The organism is Symbiopectobacterium sp., assembly GCF_051710365.1.
In the GTDB taxonomy this organism is placed as follows: Bacteria; Pseudomonadota; Gammaproteobacteria; order Enterobacterales; family Enterobacteriaceae; genus Symbiopectobacterium.
Window position 1 is genome coordinate 1 of sequence record NZ_JBPETA010000054.1, and the last position, 17,642, is coordinate 17,642.

The 17,642-nt window shown below is 53.6% G+C and carries 14 protein-coding genes and 4 pseudogenes; 7 read left to right on the forward strand and 11 right to left on the reverse strand.

Annotated features, from left to right (window positions below):
* Positions 1-279 precede the first annotated feature (279 nt).
* Positions 280-1,254, forward strand: a complete 975-nt coding sequence (gene cysB, locus ACTBDZ_RS07320) for an HTH-type transcriptional regulator CysB (protein ID WP_438814826.1) — start codon at positions 280-282, stop codon at positions 1,252-1,254.
* 139 nt (positions 1,255-1,393) lie between these two features.
* On the forward strand, positions 1,394-2,251 hold the full coding sequence (locus ACTBDZ_RS07325; protein WP_438814827.1) for an alpha/beta hydrolase family protein: 858 nt from the start codon (positions 1,394-1,396) through the stop codon (positions 2,249-2,251).
* Positions 2,252-2,266: 15 nt separating this feature from the next.
* Here the strand turns inward: ACTBDZ_RS07325 and nth are convergent, their stop codons facing one another.
* From nth to ACTBDZ_RS07375, 10 genes and pseudogenes are all read right to left on the reverse strand, one after another.
* Entirely contained in the window at positions 2,267-2,902 is a 636-nt protein-coding gene (nth, locus tag ACTBDZ_RS07330) for an endonuclease III (RefSeq protein WP_438814828.1), read from the reverse strand.
* A gap of 16 nt (positions 2,903-2,918) precedes the next feature.
* Complete coding sequence (locus ACTBDZ_RS07335; RefSeq protein WP_438814829.1) at positions 2,919-3,623, reverse strand: electron transport complex subunit E; 705 nt, start codon at positions 3,621-3,623, stop codon at positions 2,919-2,921.
* Between the two features lies 1 nt (position 3,624).
* Positions 3,625-4,251, reverse strand: a complete 627-nt coding sequence (gene rsxG / locus ACTBDZ_RS07340) for an electron transport complex subunit RsxG (protein WP_438814830.1) — start codon at positions 4,249-4,251, stop codon at positions 3,625-3,627.
* A gap of 9 nt (positions 4,252-4,260) precedes the next feature.
* Complete coding sequence (rsxD, locus tag ACTBDZ_RS07345; RefSeq protein WP_438814831.1) at positions 4,261-5,316, reverse strand: electron transport complex subunit RsxD; 1,056 nt, start codon at positions 5,314-5,316, stop codon at positions 4,261-4,263.
* Positions 5,317-7,359, reverse strand: coding sequence for an electron transport complex subunit RsxC (gene rsxC, locus ACTBDZ_RS07350; protein WP_438814832.1), 2,043 nt, complete (start codon positions 7,357-7,359; stop codon positions 5,317-5,319).
* Positions 7,352-7,930, reverse strand: a complete 579-nt coding sequence (gene rsxB, locus ACTBDZ_RS07355) for an electron transport complex subunit RsxB (RefSeq protein ID WP_438814833.1) — start codon at positions 7,928-7,930, stop codon at positions 7,352-7,354. The genes rsxC and rsxB overlap by 8 nt, the downstream gene beginning before the upstream one ends.
* On the reverse strand, positions 7,930-8,511 hold the full coding sequence (gene rsxA / locus ACTBDZ_RS07360; RefSeq protein ID WP_438814834.1) for an electron transport complex subunit RsxA: 582 nt from the start codon (positions 8,509-8,511) through the stop codon (positions 7,930-7,932). Before rsxA ends, rsxB begins: the two co-directional genes overlap by 1 nt.
* A 199-nt stretch (positions 8,512-8,710) precedes the next feature.
* Complete coding sequence (ydgT, locus tag ACTBDZ_RS07365; protein WP_438814835.1) at positions 8,711-8,926, reverse strand: transcription modulator YdgT; 216 nt, start codon at positions 8,924-8,926, stop codon at positions 8,711-8,713.
* Between the two features lie 128 nt (positions 8,927-9,054).
* Positions 9,055-10,106: pseudogene (locus tag ACTBDZ_RS07370) on the reverse strand (L-arabinose isomerase family protein); the annotation flags it as partial.
* Positions 10,107-10,124: 18 nt separating this feature from the next.
* A pseudogene (locus ACTBDZ_RS07375) lies at positions 10,125-11,414 on the reverse strand (ribulokinase); the annotation flags it as partial.
* A gap of 16 nt (positions 11,415-11,430) precedes the next feature.
* Between ACTBDZ_RS07375 and araG the strand changes: the two are divergent.
* The 5 genes and pseudogenes from araG (at position 11,431) to ACTBDZ_RS07400 (ending at position 17,426) form a co-directional block, all read left to right on the forward strand.
* Positions 11,431-12,909: an L-arabinose ABC transporter ATP-binding protein AraG gene (gene araG, locus ACTBDZ_RS07380; RefSeq protein ID WP_438814838.1), complete on the forward strand. Its 1,479-nt coding sequence runs from the start codon at positions 11,431-11,433 to the stop codon at positions 12,907-12,909.
* A 20-nt stretch (positions 12,910-12,929) separates the two neighbouring features.
* A pseudogene (gene araH / locus ACTBDZ_RS07385) lies at positions 12,930-13,915 on the forward strand (L-arabinose ABC transporter permease AraH).
* Between the two features lie 120 nt (positions 13,916-14,035).
* Entirely contained in the window at positions 14,036-15,019 is a 984-nt protein-coding gene (gene araC / locus ACTBDZ_RS07390) for an arabinose operon transcriptional regulator AraC (protein ID WP_438814836.1), read from the forward strand.
* A 219-nt stretch (positions 15,020-15,238) separates the two neighbouring features.
* Positions 15,239-16,258 carry an oxidoreductase gene (locus tag ACTBDZ_RS07395; protein ID WP_438814837.1) on the forward strand — a complete coding sequence of 340 codons (1,020 nt, stop codon included), beginning with the start codon at positions 15,239-15,241 and terminating at the stop codon, positions 16,256-16,258.
* Between the two features lie 175 nt (positions 16,259-16,433).
* Positions 16,434-17,426: a bile acid:sodium symporter family protein gene (locus ACTBDZ_RS07400; RefSeq protein WP_438814839.1), complete on the forward strand. Its 993-nt coding sequence runs from the start codon at positions 16,434-16,436 to the stop codon at positions 17,424-17,426.
* A gap of 147 nt (positions 17,427-17,573) precedes the next feature.
* Here ACTBDZ_RS07400 and ACTBDZ_RS07405 read toward each other — a convergent pair.
* Positions 17,574-17,642: pseudogene (locus ACTBDZ_RS07405) on the reverse strand (surface-adhesin E family protein); the annotation flags it as partial.

Here is a 17,642-nt window from a genome sequence, read left to right on the forward strand (position 1 = left end):
GTTCAGTATTGGTGACAGACCACCACAAGTATCCAACCTCAATTCTGTTCACAAGACCATCGTTGATGTTCTCGGCGAGCGATACCGTCGAATTTATTCTTAAAGTAGGTGCGGAATGACGGATATAAAAATATTTTTTATGATTAAATGACCTTAATATGATGAAATAACCGCCTGCTTTTCATCGCATTGCAAATGTTGCAGCGTCATGAAAAAGTAAAGCAACGGTAGATAATTTATTCGTGCCTGATGCACATGCTCAATAACATGGGATGACATATGAAATTGCAACAGCTTCGTTATATCGTTGAAGTTGTTAATCATAACCTGAATGTTTCCTCAACGGCTGAGGGTCTGTACACCTCGCAGCCGGGGATCAGTAAACAGGTGAGAATGCTGGAAGATGAGCTGGGAATTCAAATTTTTGCGCGCAGCGGTAAACACCTGACTCAGGTAACGCCCGCAGGTCAGGAAGTGGTGCGTATTGCCCGGGAAGTGCTCTCCAAGGTGGATGTCATCAAGGCCGTAGCAGGAGAACACACCTATCCTGATAAAGGTTCGCTCTATGTGGCCACCACGCATACGCAGGCGCGCTACGCACTGCCGGATGTCATCAAAGGATTTATTGAGCGTTATCCTCGCGTTTCACTGCATATGCATCAGGGATCGCCAACGCAGATAGCCGAAGCGGTCGCGAAAGGGACGGCAGATTTTGCCATCGCCACTGAGGCGCTGCATCTGTATGACGATTTGATCATGCTGCCGTGCGACCACTGGAATCGCGCGGTGGTGGTTAAACCCGATCATCCGTTGGCAACGAAGAAAGATATCACCATTGAAGAACTGGCAGCATATCCGATTGTTACCTACACCTTCGGTTTTACTGGCCGTTCGGAGCTGGATACTGCATTCAACCGCGCTGGGTTGACGCCGCGCATCGTGTTCACCGCCACGGATGCTGATGTGATCAAAAAATACGTGCGTCTGGGGTTAGGCGTTGGTGTTATCGCCAACATGGCCGTCGATCCGCACACGGAGACGGATCTGGTGACCATTAACGCTAATAGCATTTTTAGCTACAGCACCACCAAGATCGGGTTCCGGCGCAGTACCTTCCTGCGCAGCTACATGTATGATTTTATTCAGCGCTTTGCGCCGCACCTCATGCGTGATGTGGTGGATTCTGCCATTGCTTTGCGATCAAATGAGGAAATTGAAGCTATGTTTAAGGATATAACGCTGCCAGTGAAATAGCGTCGATTATTCATCAAAGAGGTGCATGGCATGATCAAGCTTGTGCCATCAGTAGTGGTGGCCTGTGCGCTAATAGTGATATCGGGCATCGTGCTGCATATCGTTTTCGCTGGGCGATGCCCGTCTTGAAGGCACGCTATTGCTGCCTGATAACAAACACAATCCGCCCGTGGTGTTGCTAGTGCACGGCGACGGTGCCCAGGAACGCTGGTCTGACGGCGGCTACCTTCCGCTGGTAAATGCACTTGTTGCCCAGGGCATTGGCGTATTTTCCTGGGATAAGCCCGGCGTAGCGGCCAGCACCGGTGATTGGCTGGCACAAACGCTACGCGATCGTGCGGATGAAGCTGTTGCCGCACTGCATGCATTGCGTGCACGGCCAGAATTGAAAGAGAGTCGTCTGGGATTTCTCGGTTTTTCTCAAGCGGGATGGGTGGTACCTAATGCCAGTCAGCGTTCAACGGCAGATTTTATCGTGTTGATTGGCCCTGCAATAAACTGGCGCGAGCAAGGCTTCTACTACATGCAGCAGCGTTTAGCCGTAGAAGGGGCAGAGCCGTCGGAGATTACCGCTGCCATCGCGAGAGAACGTGTAGCCTATTCACAACGCTTTACGCCCCAAACGGTGATGCAACCCTGCTCGTCACGTTGCACTCGAGACGATTTTGAGCGACGTAATGAGTTGTCGGATGCACGTCAGGACATTGTCGCACAGCACGTGCCGGTGATGGTGCTGATGGGGGCTCAGGATCTAAATGTTTCCTCGAAGGAAACATTAACGGTGTGGAGTCGGTTACTGCCGGTGGCAACTTCACGCTGCTTGCGCGAAGTCAAAAATGCCACCCACGGGTTACTGCGCGCCAAATGGTTTAATTATCAACTGAACGACCAATGGCCGCACTGGACACAGTGGGGATTTTTAGCCGCAGGACAGTCTGCTTACGCGCCCGGTGCCCTGGACGCGATATCAGAATGGATCTTGGCAAGACGTTGCTGAATGCGTTGAGTCGCCTCAGGCGTATACCTTGTCACCGAACTCGCACAAATCTTCAATCAGGCAGGAGCCGCAGCGCGGTTTACGGGCGATGCAGGTGTAACGTCCGTGCAGAATCAGCCAGTGGTGGCAGTCGATTTTGAATTCTGCTGGCACCACCTTTAATAGCTTTTCTTCTACCGCATCCACGTTTTTTCCCGGCGCGAATCCGGTGCGGTTGCACACGCGGAAAATATGCGTGTCAACGGCGATGGTGGGCCAACCAAAGGCGGTGTTTAACACCACGTTGGCGGTTTTACGACCGACACCGGGCAGTGCTTCCAGCGCTTCGCGATTTTCCGGCACCTGACCCTGATGCTTGTCTAACAGAATACGGCAGGTCTTGATGATGTTTTCAGCCTTGCTGTTAAACAGGCCAATGGTGCGGATATAGGTTTTTACACCGTCAACCCCAAGTGCCAACAAGGCTTCTGGCGTGTTGGCGATCGGATAGAGTTTTGCCGTGGCTTTATTCACGCTGACATCTGTGGCCTGTGCTGAAAGCAGTACGGCTATCAACAGCTCGAACGGTGTCTCAAAGTGTAATTCTGTGGTCGGATGCGGATTCGCATCGCGCAGACGACGCAAGATTTCGCCGCGTTTTTCCTTGTTCATCGTCTTATCCTTGTGCTTATGGTGCCGTTCCGGTCAGCGTGTCAACTGCTGTAACGTTCTGTTTTTCCTGGCTGACGGCGCGGCGGCGTTTCATTTTTTCGTCAATCAGGTATTTGGCGGCAAGCAACAGCGCCAAACCGATAAACGCGCCAGGCGGCAGCATTGCCAGCAAGAAAGGGGTATCAACGTGGATCACTTCGATGCGCAGCGCTTTGGCCCAATTGCCAAGCAGTAAATCCGCACCGTCAAACAGCGTGCCATTACCCAGTAATTCACGCAGGGAACCCAATACGAACATGGTACATGTCGCTCCCATGCCCATGGCGAAACCATCCAGTGCCGAAAGGGCGACAGGGTTTTGCGCGGCGTAGGCTTCCGCACGGCCGATCACCAAACAGTTAGTGACGATCAGTGGAATAAAAATGCCCAGCGACTGGTATAAGCCGTAGGCATAGGCGTTAATCAGCATTTCCACCGAACTGACCACGGCTGCGATAATCATCACATAAATAGGAATGCGGATTTCAGACGGAACCCAACGGCGCATGGCGGAAATCGCTGCATTGGTACAGGTCAGTACCAGCGTGGTGGCTAACCCTAAGCCCAAGGCGTTGGTGGCAGTGGAGGTGACGGCCAGAAGCGGACACATACCTAACAGTTGCACCAGCGCCGAGTTGTTGTTCCAAAGCCCCTGGGCCAGAAGGTGTTTCACTTCACTCATGTTACTCTGCTCCACAATTCGGCAATGTCGCCAGGCGCGCCGGGAGGGTCTGCATAAAAAGCGCAGTCCGTTTGCTGGCGTTTACCACGGCGCGGGGCGTGATGGTGGCACCGGTGAACTGATCGTATTCACCGCCATCCTTTTTGACGGCCCACTGGCGATCGTCGGCACCTTGCACGGTGCGTCCTGTAAAGCGGGTTATCCAGTCAGACACCCGCAGGTCAATTTTGTCGCCTAGTCCTGGCGTTTCATGGTGCTCAGTCACCCGAACTCCGAGTACCTTACCATGGAAATCCGCCCCTATCAGCAGATGAATGGCACCGGAATAACCGTCTGGTGCGCTGGATTCAATGGCTGCCGCCACCGGGGTATCACCTTTGCGTGCAAGGTAGAGATGTCGCGCGGATGTCGTGCCCAGCGCCTCATCGGTGACAAGGTAACATTCTTGCAGAATGTTGTTGTTGTAAATATCCGGCGGAATCACCTGATCCAGCAACGCCTTTTGTTGCAACTGCGCTTGATGGGCAATAGTAGGTTTGGTCAGGGTATTGACCACTGCCGTCAAGCCAGTGGTCAAGGCGGCAAACAGCGCCAGCGTGGTCGCGTGACGTCGCATCGTACTGATCATGCTATTTCCTTATCGACGATGGCCATAGGCGCGTGGCTGGGTAAAGTAATCGATGAGCGGCACGGTAATATTCGCCAGCAATACCGCAAACGCGATGCCATCAGGGTATCCACCGTAGGTACGGATCAGCCACACCAGCAGACCAATCAGCGCGCCAAACAACAAGCGCCCTTTGTTGGTGGTGGAGGCCGTCACGGGATCGGTGGCGATGAAAAAAGCACCGAGCATGGTAGCACCAGAGAGCAGGTGCAGTAGCGGGGGCGCGGCTTTTTCCGGCATCAATACCCAACCGAGCGCGGCGCACAGCAGCAAAGAGAGCAGCATGCTGACGGGAATATGCCAGCGAATGGCGCGGGTCAATAATAAAAGGATGCCACCAGCAAGGTACGCCAAATTGACACATTGCCAGCCCATGCCCGCCAGACTCTCCGCAAAGATCGGGTGTTGCAACACTTGTGCCGGTGTTTCCCCGGCACGCAGGCCGGTTTTGAAGCTATCTAACGGCGTGGCCTGGGTAATGCCATCAATGTTCTGCATGAGTCCCTGAATGTGTAAACCTGCATCGGTTTGTCCGGTGAAAATCACATGCAGTGCATCAACGAAGGTGACCGGTGCCACCTGTAGCGCGGTGGGCGGTAGCCAACTAGTCATCTGGACTGGGAAGGAGATTAACAGCACTACGTAGCCAACCATGGCCGGATTAAAAGGATTGTTTCCCAATCCGCCATAAAGTTGCTTGGCGATCACGATAGCGAAAAAGGTGGCAAGCACCACCATCCACCAGGGCGCCAACGGGGGCAAGCTGACACCGAGCAGAATGGCGGTTAACAGTGCTGATTGATCCGCGAGCGTGGTGCGTACTGCTAATTTCCTAAGTGACAATGTCACAGCTTCCGCCGTAAGCGCTGTGACCGAGGCGAGGGCGATTTGTATCAATGTACCGACGCCAAAAAACAGGGTCTGAGTAGCGATACCGGGCACACAGGCGAATATAACCCACAGCATGATGCGCTGCGTGCGCTGATGGTTATGAGTAAAAGGCGAACTTGCGATCTTGAAAGCCATCTATTCCTCGTGAGTGTGGATTAACGCCTGTTCGGCTTTACGTGCTTTAACGCGGGCAATGGCAGCGGCAACGGCGGCTTTGCGTGGGTCGCTCAGATCGGAAACGGGTTCCGCTGCGGGGGCAGGCGTGGTGACAACCGCTGGGGGGATAGCCTTCGGCGCTTGCTGAGCCGCTTTTTTGGCCTTAACCCGAGCAATGGCAGCGGCAACGGCGGCTTTGCGCGGGTCGCTGAGATCGGGAGTGGGTTCCGCTTCGGGTGCAGGCGTGGTGGCAACCGCTGGGGTAACAGCTTCAGGTGCATGCTGAGCCGCTTTTTTAGCTTTAACCCGAGCAATAGCCGCAGCCACCGCAGCCTGTCTTGGATCCTCTGGCATAGCGGAAAACGGTTGGGCTTGTTCGGTATCGGCCTGCATCCGTTGCTTCTCGCGCGCCTGGGCTTTTCGCGCTTCGCGTGCAGCGATGACCGCGCTGTTATCCGGCGTTTGGTCAGGATTTATCGCAATGGCTGCAAGCGGTTCAGTGAGCGCATTTTTGCTGCGTACGCGCTCCAGCGCAGCCTGAACGGCCTGTTTATCTGTCGTAGACACCGTGGCAGCCGCTTGCTGATGACGCCGTTCACGCGCTGCTTTTTCTCGCTCCAGACGCAACTTTTTCGCATCAAAACGCGCTTTCGCCTGCTGCGCCCGCGATGCCTCAAGATCGATAGCGCGGATTTCAGCCTTTTCCTGGCGGTAGTATTGCACCAACGGAATATTGCTTGGGCAGACATAGGCACAGGCACCGCATTCAATACAGTCAAACAAATGGTGCGCGCGCGCCTTTTCATGCTCCTGCCCGCGGCTGAACCAGTAAAGTTGCTGTGGCAACAGCCCTGCCGGGCAGGCATCGGCGCACTTACTGCACCGAATGCAGGATTGCTCTTGCTCTGGAGCCTGCATTTCGCTCACTGACGGAGCAAGAATACAGTTGCTGATTTTGACAATAGGAACGTCAAGCGCGGGCAGGGTGAAGCCCATCAGCGGTCCGCCCATTATCACCATCGGGGTTTTGTTTTCGGCATGAAACCCGGCCTGCTTGAGCAAGTGGCGCACTGGCGTGCCGAGGCGTGCCCAGACATTGCCCGGTTGGCGCAGCGCTTCCCCGGTCAGGGTCACCACCCGCTCCGTCAAGGCTTCACCGTCGATCACCGCGCGTTTAATGGCATAAGCGGTACCAACGTTTTGCATCAATACGCCGATAGAGGCGGAGTGTTTGCCAAATGGCACTTCTTTGCCAGTCAAAATCTTGGTGAGCTGCTTGGCACCGCCGGAGGGGTATTTGGTGGGAATGACCCGTAACCGAATGTCTGCGCGATCGGCCAGTGCGTAGCGCAGCGCCTGAATAGCCTCTGGCTTGTTGTCTTCAATGCCAATCAAGGTACGTTCTGGTGAAAGCAAATGCATTAGGATCTCAATCCCTTGCACAACTTCACGGGCGTACTCTTGCATCAACCGGTCGTCGGCGGTGATGTAAGGTTCACATTCGGCGGCGTTGATGATCAGCGTTGCGATACCGCGCAGCCCGCCCTTGAGTTTGGCCGAGGTCGGGAAGCCTGCGCCGCCCAGACCAGAGATGCCAGCCTGATGTAAATGCGCGAGCAGGGTGTCTATCGAATGCTGCTGATAATCAGGCAAGCACTGGCGATCGCACCAGCGATCTTCCCCGTCCGGAATAATAATGATGCTTAACTCGGGCAAGGCCGAAGGGTGTGCCGTCATGTGCGGACGGATAGCGTTGATCGTGCCGGAGGTAGGGGCGTGTACGGGCAGCATACGTCCTGTGCCACGTGTTAGGGGTTGACCGCGCAGTACGCGATCGCCGACGTTCACGCAGAGTTCGCCTTCCGGTCCGAGGTGCTGTTTCAGCGGAATGATAAACTGTTCCGGCAGCGGGATGTGACGCATCGGCACGCGGCTGGATTGGGTTTTCATCTCTGGTGGATGAATGCCACCGTCGAAATCCCAAATTCTCTCTTTACGAAACAGATTTAACAGCTTAAGCATGATGTTCTACTTGGATAAGGCGAACCGGAATGGTCTCGAGATTCCATTTCCAGTTGGACGTCGTGGTGGCTACCGGGCGCAGTTCGATGCAATCTGTCGGGCAAGGGGCAACACACAGGTCACAGCCGGTACAGAGATCGCTCACCACGGTGTGCACGGCGCGGGTGGTGCCAATGATGGCATCAACCGGGCAGGCTTGAATACATTTGGTGCAGCCGATGCAGTTGCTTTCGTCGATCCAGGCCACTTTGAGTGCCGGTTGCAGATCCGCTGTGTCACCATCGAGCGGCTGCGGGTCAATATTGAGTTTCTCGGCCAGCTTCAACATCATCGCCTCACCGCCGGGACCGCATTTGTTGATGTGCTCACCGTGCAACGCTACGGCTTCAGCGTAAGGGCGGCAGCCCGGATAGCCGCATTGGCCACATTGGCTTTGCGGCAACATTGCTTCGACCTGCTCTACAATGGGGTCGGCATCAACGTGAAAACGGCGCGAGGCAAAACCAAGAATCAAGCCGGAAACCAGCGCCAGCACACTCAACGCGGCAATCGCAATCCAAATGGCATTCATTAGAATTTCACCAACCCGGTAAAACCCATAAACGCGAGCGACATCAACCCAGCGGTGACCAATGCAATCGATGAGCCGCGAAACGGCGCGGGTACATCCGACACGGCAATGCGTTCACGAATGGCGGCGAACAATACCATAACCAGTGAAAAGCCAGCGGCAGCGCTGAAGCCATACACCGTTGATTGCAGGAAATTGTGTGACAGGTTGACGTTGAGCAACGCAACGCCCAGCACGGCGCAGTTGGTGGTGATCAGCGGCAGGAAAATCCCCAGCAGGCGATAGAGTTCCGGGCTGGTTTTGCGCACTGCCATTTCGGTGAACTGCACCACGACCGCCAAAATCAAAATAAAGGCCATGGTACGCAGGTAGACGATGCCCAACGGCAGCAGCACGTACTCGTTGACCAGCCAGGAAAACATCGAGCCGAGCGTCATGACGAAGGTTGTTGCCAACCCCATGCCAATGGCGGTTTCCAATTTCTTGGACACGCCCATAAAGGGGCAGAGCCCGAGAAATTTCACCAGAACAAAATTGTTCACCAGCAGCGTGCTGACGAATAGAAGTAGATAGTCGGTCATTACCATGCCTAAAAAACAAAACCGGACCATTATCCGGCATTGTAAGGCTTTCGACAACACACCCAAAATAGGGATATTCACCAAAAGCGGATATTTACCCCGCTGTTGGCAGGGCAAACCGTTACAGTGAAAGTCTTTTGAGCAAGTAACGCAAGGCAAGAACGAACAGGCCGTATAGAAAACGACCCGTTGTCAGAGGTTAGAGCACGAAACGCCAGACGGATTTGGGAATGCAACCGAGGTCGTACAGTTTTCCACCCGTAGACAACTCGGCACGGCGGTGGTCGGCAGCGCGCGACATATTGATAATCTCCTTATTATCCGTCAGCGAATAATTTAAATGGTCGTAGAATTTTTCCAGGCTGTCCAGAGTGTTCACTTTGCGAAACTTGAGTAAGTATTCAGCAGTGGTCATGATTTTTGTTTAATAATTATGTGGGTAGGGTATTTCAGTATATGCCAGAGAAAACAGGTGTCTAGCGCAATAGGAATTATGAATGAGAGATGGAACCCGATCTTGGCAATCGGGTTCCTTGCGACCGCTTAGCGTGAAGTGAGTTTGTAGTACATATCATTCCAGCGCAGTGCGTCTTTGAATGCCGGAATGTGGGTTTCGTTATCAATCACCAGCAGTTCGATGTGATTCATTTCTGCATAATAGAGGCGCAGGTAATCCAGGTCTAACGCCTGACTGAATACCGTATGGTGCGCGCCGCCCGCCAGAATCCAGGCTTCGGCAGCCTCTTCCAGCGACGGTTGCGCCTGCCAGATAGCCCGTGCAACCGGCAGTTTGGGCAAGGGGTGTGGCTGCTCAATGGTATCCACCACGTTGACCAACATGCGGAAACGATCGTCCATGTCGATGACGCTGGCATTGAGCGCTGGGCCGGCCGGGGTGGAGAAGATGAGCCGCGCAGGATCCGCTTTGCCACCAATACCCAGGTGCTGTGCATCCAGTATCGGTTTCGCCTCTTTGGCGATGCTTGGGCACACTTCCAGCATATGGGAACCTACCACCAGATTGTTACCGGGGACGAAATGATAGGTGTAATCTTCCAGGAATGAGGTGCCGCCCGGCAAGCCTTCAGCCATCACCTTCATGATGCGCAACAGCGCTGCGGTTTTCCAATCGCCTTCGCCGCCAAAGCCGTAGCCTTTTTGCATCAGGCGCTGCACGGACAGACCGGGCAACTGCTTAAGCCCGTAAAGGTTTTCAAAATCGGTGGTGAACGCGCGATAACCGCCTTTTTCCAGAAAACGGGTGAGTCCCAGTTCAATTTGCGCGGCGTCCAGCAGATTCTGTCGGTTAGGGCAGTGGAGTTTGACGGCGTCGGTTAACTGGTAGCTGGCATCATACTCATCGATCAGCGCGTCGATATCCCCTTTGCTGACCGCATCCACTTCGCCGGTAAGATCGCCCAATCCCCAGGCGCTGACGGAATAACCGAACTGGATCTGTGCTCCCACCTTATCCCCTTCGGTTACCGCCACTTCCCGCATGTTATCGCCAAAACGCGCCACTTTAAGCTGTTTGCTTTACGCTGCGCAGCATACGCAGGCTCGGCGAGACGACACCACTGTTGATAACGTTCATACAGCGCCTGATAGCGGGCCACGCGTGTGGGATCGGGCGTCAAGGTACGCTCGATGCGGCTGGCCATGTGGTGCTGTGCGGTTGGAATATCGGGGTGTACCCCAGCGGCCACGGCGCCAAAGATAGCCGCTCCCAGTGCGCAGCACTGATCGGAGGCCACCACTTGCAATGGCCGATTCATCACAACATCGGTGCACACTTGCATGATGGTCGGGGATTTGCGGGCGATGCCGCCCAGCGCCAGCAGGTTTTCCACCGGCACCCCTTGAGATTCGAAGCATTCCATAATGGCGCGGGCACCAAAAGCGGTGGCGGCGATAAATCCGCCAAACAGCACCGGGGCATCCGTACCCAGGTTGAGATCGGTGATCACGCCTTTCAGTCGCTGATTGGCAAACGGAGTGCGTCGGCCGTTAAACCAGTCCAGCACCACGGGCAGATGATCGAGTGAAGGATTGTCCGCCCAGTGTTGGGTCAGAGATTCCAACAGGTGGGCTTGTGTGTGCGCCAACTGCGGCTGAAGTTCGGGATGTTGCTGGACTGCGAGTTGCAACGGCCAACCTAATAACCTGCCAAACCAGGCATACATATCGCCAAACGCGGACTGTCCTGCCTCCAGTCCAACAAAATCTGGCACTACGCTGCCGTCGACTTGACCGCAGATCCCGGCAACCGGCGTGGTCCCCACGCGATCCTCATCAGCGATCAGAATATCGCAGGTGGAGGTGCCGATAACTTTGACCAACGTATAGGGCTGTGCGCCCGCGCCCACGGTTCCCATGTGACAGTCAAACGCACCACCCGCCAGTACGGTGTCGGTGGGAACACCTAACCGGGCGGCCCATTCGGGAGTGATGGTGCCAACCGGTAAATCGGCGGTCCAGGTGTCGGTGAACAGCGGGTACTGTAAATGGCTGGTCAGCAATGGATCGAGTGCGTGAAGAAAATCTTTTGGCGGCACGCCGCCCCAGTCGGGGTGCCACAGCGATTTATGCCCGGCGCTGCAACGTCCACGTTTTATGTTGTTAGGCGCTTGAGTCCCCGAGAGTAGGGCCGGAACCCGGTCACACAGCTCAATCCAGGATACCGCCGCCTGATGCACGGCGCTATCGGCGCGCGAGACGTGCAAAATCTTGGCCCAGAACCATTCAGAGGAGTACACACCGCCGATGTATTTGGTGTAATCGAGGAACTGACCGCTACGACACAGCGTATTGATGGCTTCCGCTTCTTCGATGGCAGTGTGATCTTTCCACAGCACAAACATGGCGTTGGGGTTGTCGGCAAATTCCGGGCGTAGCGCCAACACCTGGCCTTGTTCGTCAATCGGGGCCGGTGTGAAAGCCCTCGATGATATTACTTTTTCATGCCACGCCGGGCAAATACACGCCTTGATGGGAGAAAATGGGGCCGGTAAATCGACGCTGCTGAAAATCCTCAGCGGTAACTATCTGCCTTCCTCTGGGGAAGTGCATATTAAAGGCCAGCCAGTCCATTTCGCCAATACCATGGACGCGCTCAACGCCGGAGTCGCGATCATCTACCAGGAATTGCATCTGGTGCCAGAAATGACTGTGGCAGAGAATATCTACCTGGGTCAATTGCCGCACAAGAAGGGCATCGTCAACAAAACCCTGTTACGTTACGAATCCAAGTTACAACTGGAACATCTCGGGCTGGATATCGATCCGGATACGCCGCTCAAATACCTCTCTATCGGGCAATGGCAGATGGTGGAAATCGCCAAAGCGCTGGCCCGAAACGCCAAGATTATCGCCTTTGATGAACCGACCAGTTCGCTGTCGGCGCGTGAAATCGAGCAGTTGTTTCGTGTGATCCGTGAGCTGCGCAGTGAAGGCCGGGTGATTCTGTACGTGTCGCACCGTATGGAAGAGATTTTTGCTCTGAGCGATGCCATCACCGTGTTTAAGGATGGCAAATATGTGCGCACGTTTGACGATACGGCGGCGGTGAATCACGAAATGCTGGTCCAGGCGATGGTCGGGAGCGATTTGGGCGATATCTACGGTTATGCCCCGCGCGAATTAGGGCCGGAGCGTTTTACGCTGCGCGAGGTAAAAGCGCCAGGCGTGAAAAGTCCGATATCACTCAGCGTCAGGCAGGGCGAAATTGTTGGCCTGTTTGGGCTGGTGGGCGCCGGACGCAGTGAATTGATGAAAGCGCTATTCGGCGGTACGCGTATCACCGGCGGTGATGTGCTGCTGGATGGCGAGCCACAGACGATTAAAACCCCTATGGATGCGATTCGTCAGGGCATTATGCTGTGCCCGAAGGATCGTAAAGCGGACGGCATTATTCCGGTGCATTCGGTACGCGATAACATAAATATCAGCGCGCGTCGCAAGAGTCTCAAAGCTGGGTTTGTCATTAATAACCAGTGGGAAGAAGAGAATGCGGAGCGTCGAATTAAGGCGTTAAACATCAAAACCCCCTCTGCGGAACAGTTGATCATGAACCTTTCTGGTGGCAATCAGCAAAAAGCAATTCTAGGCCGTTGGCTCTCCGAAGAGATGAAGGTGATCCTGCTGGATGAACCGACGCGTGGCATTGATGTATGGGCTAAGCATGAAATTTATAACGTGATTTATGCGCTGGCCAAGCAGGGGATCGCGGTGCTGTTTGCCTCAAGCGATTTGCCCGAAGTGCTGGGACTGGCTGACCGTATCATCGTGATGCGCGAGGGTGCCATTTCAGGCGAACTTTCACACGACGAGGCGAGCGAGCAGAAAGCGCTGAGCCTGGCGATGTTACGAACTCCCGAAATCAACGCTGTGGTCGCGTAAACGCGAAGGAGCACACAATTATGTCAACGGTTACGTCTGCTTCACCAGAAAAAAACAAGCGCGCCGGAGGAATGTCGCGCATATGGGATAACTACGGCATGCTGGTGGTGTTTGCCGTGCTGTTTCTTGCCTGCGCGCTGTTTGTGCCCAATTTTGCTTCCTTTATCAATATGAAAGGATTGGGGCTGGCTATTTCCATGTCCGGCATGGTGGCCTGTGGGATGTTGTTCTGTCTGGCATCGGGCGACTTTGACCTGTCCGTGGCTTCGGTCATTGCCTGCGCTGGGGTAACCACAGCAGTGGTGATTAATCTTACTGAAAGCCTGTGGATCGGCGTCGGTGCCGGTTTGCTGCTGGGTGTTGCTTCGGGTTACTTAACGGCTTTGTTATCGCACAGCTCAAAATTAACGCCTTGATCACGACGCTCGCTACCATGCAGATTGCGCGCGGTTTGGCGTATATCATTTCAGATGGTAAAGCGGTAGGGATTGTCGATGAGCGTTTCTTTACCCTGGGTTACGCCAACTGGCTGGGGCTGCCTGCGCCGATTTGGATAACGGTAGTATGCATGATTTTGTTTGGCCTGCTGCTCAATAAAACCACCTTTGGCCGTAATACCCTGGCGATTGGCGGCAATGAGGAGGCGGCGCGTCTGGCCGGTGTACCGGTGGTGCGCACCAAAATCATTATTTTTGCCTTGTCTGGGTTGGTATCGGCAGCCTCGGGGATCATTTTGGCATCGCGCATGACCAGCGGGCAGCCCATGACCTCTATCGGCTATGAACTGATCGTAATCTCTGCCTGTGTGCTGGGCGGCGTCTCCTTGAAAGGGGGTATTGGCAAGATTTCTTACGTGGTGGCGGGGGTCCTGATCCTCGGTACGGTGGAAAATGCGATGAACCTGCTCAACATCTCGCCGTTTGCTCAGTATGTGGTGCGCGGTTTGATTTTGCTCGCCGCGGTCATTTTCGACCGTTACAAACAAATGGCGAAGAAAACCGTATAGCGTATCAGCAGTTAGGTTTTTATGGGCTACTCGCCTGAGAGGATGTCGGGTAGCAGTGACAATGTCACTTATTGCACTGCTACCGGGTTCTGTTTGCACCCGATAATTCCCGGAGGGCCGATGTACCAGCGTATGACGCATGAGTCGCAATCAAACCCATTGCTTCCAGGCTATTCTTTTAACGCTTATCTGGTGGCGGGTTTAACGCCCATTCTGGCTGACGGGCCGCTTGATTTCTTTATCGACCGCCCAGATGGGATGAAAGGCTATATTATTAACCTGACCATCAAAGGCCAAGGCAGGGTATCTGACGGGGAAACCGATTTTTTCTGTAATCCGGGGGATTTACTGCTTTTCCCGCCAAAATCCAAACATTTTTACGGTCGCTCGCCGCACAGTGATTGCTGGTATCACCGCTGGGTCTATTTTCGTCCCCGCGCCTACTGGGTCGATTGGCTGGAATGGCACAGTAAACAGTGTGACATTGGCCGCCTGACGTTACCCAACAACCACCTGTTGCTGGAGTTTGATCGTCTGTTTGCCAACATTGAGCAGACCCATCGCTCGGGGCGGCGCTTTTCTGAAGAGTTAGGCATAAATTTGCTGGAACGGTTGCTGATTCGGGCCATGGAAGAGGATCCGCAAAGCCCGCAGCGGATTATGGATCCGAGCGTGATTGAGGCGTGCCAGTTTATCACCAGCAATCTCTCCGGTGAACTGCGTATTGATGAAGTGGCGCGCCACGTCTGTTTATCGCCTTCACGTCTCGCCCATCTATTCCGTGAGCAGGTGGGCGTAAACATTTTGCGCTGGCGTGAAGATCAGCGGGTTATTCGAGCCAAGTTGTTACTGCAAACCACGCAGGAATCCATTGCCAATATCGGGCGGGTGGTTAGCTATGAAGACCAGCTCTATTTTTCTCGCGTGTTTCGTAAGCGCGTTGGCGTCAGCCCAAGCGATTTCCGGCGTCGCAGCAGTGAAATAAATTATCCCGCAGCGGTAAAAGCGGAATCGGGAAATTGGGTCACGTATTCAATGTGTTGCTCCGCAATAAAAATAGTATTCATGCTCTATGTTCTCTTCATGCATTCAGGCTGGTTTTAAACACCTTTTTTGCATGCCAGACTTATGTAGCAATACACTCATTGAATACGTGACCGGATAAATAAGCGTAACCTAAAATTTTATACATGGCTTCGGCAGTATTCTTTTCTTATATTTTCACTATTGTCGGCCATTAAAGCGCATACAGGGCTGCCTTTGTTGATGCTATACTCATGCTAATGCCTTGATGACAAGGACAATACTACCGAGGGGATATTCATGAGTGATACCATTCGCGTCGGGCTGGTAGGGTATGGTTATGCCAGCAAGACGTTTCATGCGCCGTTGATCACCGCCGTGTCGGGTATGGAACTGGTTGCCGTGTCGAGTAGTGATGCGCAAAAAGTGCATGCGGATTGGGCCGACGTCACCGTGGTTGACGATCCGCAAGCGCTGTTCAGCTGTGCCGATATTGACCTGGTTGTTATTCCCACCCCGAATGAAACCCATTTCCCTTTGGCCAAACAGGCGCTGTTAGCGGGCAAACACGTGGTGGTTGATAAGCCCTTTACCGTGACGTTGTCACAAGAGAAAGAGCTGGAGCAGGTGGCGACTCACAGTGGCAAGTTACTGTCCGTGTTCCATAACCGTCGCTGGGACAGCGATTTTCTCACGCTAAAACAGTTAGTTGAAACAGATGTGTTGGGCGAAGTGGTTTATCTTGAATCGCATTTTGACCGTTTCCGCCCGGAAGTGCGCCAGCGCTGGCGCGAAGATGGCAGTGTGGGCAGCGGAATCTGGTATGACTTAGGACCACACCTGTTAGATCAAGCGTTGCAGCTATTTGGGCTGCCAGTGGCTGTCAATGTGGATCTGGCACAACTGCGTCCAGGCGGCAAAGCCACGGATTATTTCCATGCCACCTTGATTTATCCACAGCGTCGAGTGGTACTGCATGCCAGTATGCTGGTAGCCGCCGAGTCTGCACGCTTTACGCTGCACGGTACCAAAGGCAGTTTCATCAAATATTGTCTTGATCCGCAAGAAGATTGTTTGAAGGGCGGTGTACGTCCGCCGCAAACGGATTGGGGGCTGGATTCCCGTCATGGCGTGCTCACATTACATCAGGATGGGGTGATTGCCGAACAGGCGGTAACCACGTTGCCCGGTAACTATCCCGCCTATTACGCTGCGGTGCATGATGCGTTGCAAGGCAAGGGAGAAAACCCGGTGCCCGCCGCGCAGGCGATACAGGTGATGGAGTTGATTGAACTTGGCCTGCTCTCGCATCAGGAATGACGTGCGGTGATGGTTAAAAACCAATAAGACCGAAATCGAATAGTGCCTTATCATTTCATCTCCTTATGATGCAAGGTTATTTTTGATTTCGTTGGCATTTAGTTGATAAAGGCGATCGTAAAATTGTTATTTTTTTCAAAAACAGCAGGTTCCTGTAATGGCTTCATTCTCTCCCTTGTCATGGTTACAACGCCTTCGTATTGATAAATTCTTACCGGTATTGATTGTGGTGGTGCTGACGGCATCGGTTTTTCCGTGTGAAGGTAACGTGAAAACGTTCTTTGAATATCTGACCACGGCAGCTATAGCGCTGCTGTTTTTTATGCACGGCGCAAAACTCTCTCGTGAAGCCATTACCGCAGGCATGGGGCATTTGCGTTTGCATCTGGTGGTATTCGCCAGTACTTTTTTGCTCTTTCCGCTACTGGGCATGGGGATGAACGCACTGGTGCCTACCGTGTTGACACCGACGCTCTATCTTGGGTTTCTCTACCTGTGTGCACTGCCTGCCACGGTACAATCGGCGATTGCCTACACCTCAATGGCGGGGGGCAATGTAGCGGCTGCCATTTGCAGCGCGTCAGCGTCTAGCATCCTTGGCGTGTTTTTATCTCCGATTCTTGTCGGCTTGTTGATGCACACCCAGGGCGGGGAGACGGATACACTGCACGCAATTGGCTCGATTATCCTGCAACTGATGGTGCCGTTTGTGTTAGGGCATCTTTCTCGTCCACTGATTGCGGGCTGGGTCGAACGCCATCGCAAATTGATTAATATTACTGACCGGTCATCAATTCTCCTGGTGGTCTATGTAGCCTTCAGTGAAGCCGTAGTGCAGGGGATTTGGACACAAATTAACGGCTGGTCGCTGCTTGCAGTGGTCATTTGTTCGATTGTGTTATTGGCGATAGTGCTGGTGGTTAATACCTTGGCGGCGCGTAAATTGGGCTTCAACACCGCAGATGAGATCACCATCGTGTTCTGTGGTTCTAAAAAGAGTCTGGCAAACGGTATTCCTATGGCTAATGTGCTGTTTCCTGCGGCCGCTGTTGGCGCAATGGTGTTGCCGTTGATGATTTTTCATCAGATTCAATTAATGGTGTGCGCCGCGTTGGCACAGCGCTATGCCAATAAAAAGGCCAATGCACAACAGGTGAAACCGGCCTAATAGTTTAGGCTGTTTAGTATTATTCTCAGGCCGGATAATCGTCCGGCCCCAACGCTATTATTTAGTCAGAATCGTTTTTTGCATTATATCATCGGCTTTGTTGAATAAATCAGAACTTGTAACGACTGTGCCCCATCGGGTCGATTGTTACGTGATGCGAATACTGTTCGGCATTCCTAATAGCGTGATCCGGTTAAGCGCTTTGACCATCGCCAT

What these genes read in the sequence shown, in the direction of transcription:
- cysB (WP_438814826.1), top strand. Translation starts at nt 280, where the DNA reads ATGAAATTGCAACAGCTTCGTTATATCGTTGAAGTTGTTAATCATAAC.
- nth (WP_438814828.1), bottom strand. Translation starts at nt 2,902, where the DNA reads ATGAACAAGGAAAAACGCGGCGAAATCTTGCGTCGTCTGCGCGATGCG.
- ACTBDZ_RS07335 (WP_438814829.1), bottom strand. Translation starts at nt 3,623, where the DNA reads ATGAGTGAAGTGAAACACCTTCTGGCCCAGGGGCTTTGGAACAACAAC.
- rsxG (WP_438814830.1), bottom strand. Translation starts at nt 4,251, where the DNA reads ATGATCAGTACGATGCGACGTCACGCGACCACGCTGGCGCTGTTTGCC.
- rsxD (WP_438814831.1), bottom strand. Translation starts at nt 5,316, where the DNA reads ATGGCTTTCAAGATCGCAAGTTCGCCTTTTACTCATAACCATCAGCGC.
- rsxC (WP_438814832.1), bottom strand. Translation starts at nt 7,359, where the DNA reads ATGCTTAAGCTGTTAAATCTGTTTCGTAAAGAGAGAATTTGGGATTTC.
- rsxB (WP_438814833.1), bottom strand. Translation starts at nt 7,930, where the DNA reads ATGAATGCCATTTGGATTGCGATTGCCGCGTTGAGTGTGCTGGCGCTG.
- rsxA (WP_438814834.1), bottom strand. Translation starts at nt 8,511, where the DNA reads ATGACCGACTATCTACTTCTATTCGTCAGCACGCTGCTGGTGAACAAT.
- ydgT (WP_438814835.1), bottom strand. Translation starts at nt 8,926, where the DNA reads ATGACCACTGCTGAATACTTACTCAAGTTTCGCAAAGTGAACACTCTG.
- araC (WP_438814836.1), top strand. Translation starts at nt 14,036, where the DNA reads ATGTACCAGCGTATGACGCATGAGTCGCAATCAAACCCATTGCTTCCA.
- ACTBDZ_RS07395 (WP_438814837.1), top strand. Translation starts at nt 15,239, where the DNA reads ATGAGTGATACCATTCGCGTCGGGCTGGTAGGGTATGGTTATGCCAGC.